General features: G+C 43.9%; 1 protein-coding gene. It reads right to left on the bottom strand.

The features are described from left to right. Positions 1-96 precede the first annotated feature (96 nt). Positions 97-1,009, bottom strand: a 913-nt coding sequence (gene lptG, locus B7X71_RS17820) for an LPS export ABC transporter permease LptG (protein WP_293601721.1), incomplete at its 5' end; no start/stop codon positions are given.

The raw sequence follows: 1,009 nt of genomic DNA, 5'->3' as shown, positions 1-1,009 counted from the left end.
CTTCGCGGACAAAACGAAATTGGTGCAAATTCATATGGATCCCATTCTTTATATCAAAGGAGATATATCAATAAGATTCTATATGATTTTTTGGTATTAAGATCTAGATACCCAACGTAAACCCACAATCGCCAAAATGAAATACAACAATGGGGGTGTTAATGCGGTAAGCAGCGCGGGCCAAGACCCCAAAAGGCCTACATTCGAGAAGAGCGAGTTAAAAAGCTGAAAGCTCATTCCCAGCATGATGCCGCCAAATACTTTAATACCGACACTGCCTGCGCGCACCTTAAGGTAAGCAAATGGCAGGGCTAATGTCAGCATGACAAAGATCGTAAATGGGTAGATTACTTTTTTCCAGAACGCAATGGAGTGCCTCTGCGCATCTTGTTTGTTATCTCTCAAATGGGAAATAAATCGACCCAAACTAAAGATCGACATTTTTTCTGGCCTCACTAAAAGCACGCTCAGAATTTGTCGTGTGACTTCAGACTCTAGACTCACGATTGGGTGGATAAAAGTTTGCGCCGAATAGACTGCGTTGAGTGGATCGGTCTGTTTGGTTTCTTTGAAGCGAGTTTCTGTAACGTCATCCAGGATCCATGTTCCAGTTTGATCAAAGCGTCCTGAGACAGCGCTCCGAATGGAGAGCAAGCGGTACGCATCGTCAAACTCATACATGCGGATATTTTTAATTTCATTATCTTGCTCAATCTTGCCAACGTTGACATAGCGGACTCCAGGCCTCACTGGGCCACTACCATCTTCATCGCGTAAGCGATCTTTCACCCATACTCCGGTCTTAAATTGGGAGCTATACGATGAACCCAAAGCTTTCATACGAATCTTCTCTGACAGATTCTCGGTATAGGGTCCTAGCCACTCGCTCATAACGAGCGTCAAAATAACTAGAGGTAATGAAATCTTAGCTAGGGTGATTAAACCTCTACGCATGTCCAATCCAGCAATCCTCAAGATTGTGAATTCGGATTGACTTGCTAGCATCGCA

The sequence above is a fragment of the Polynucleobacter sp. 39-46-10 genome (assembly GCF_002282275.1).
The sequence above is the reverse complement of the archived record's forward strand: the minus strand, read 5'-3'. Positions and strand labels throughout refer to the sequence as shown.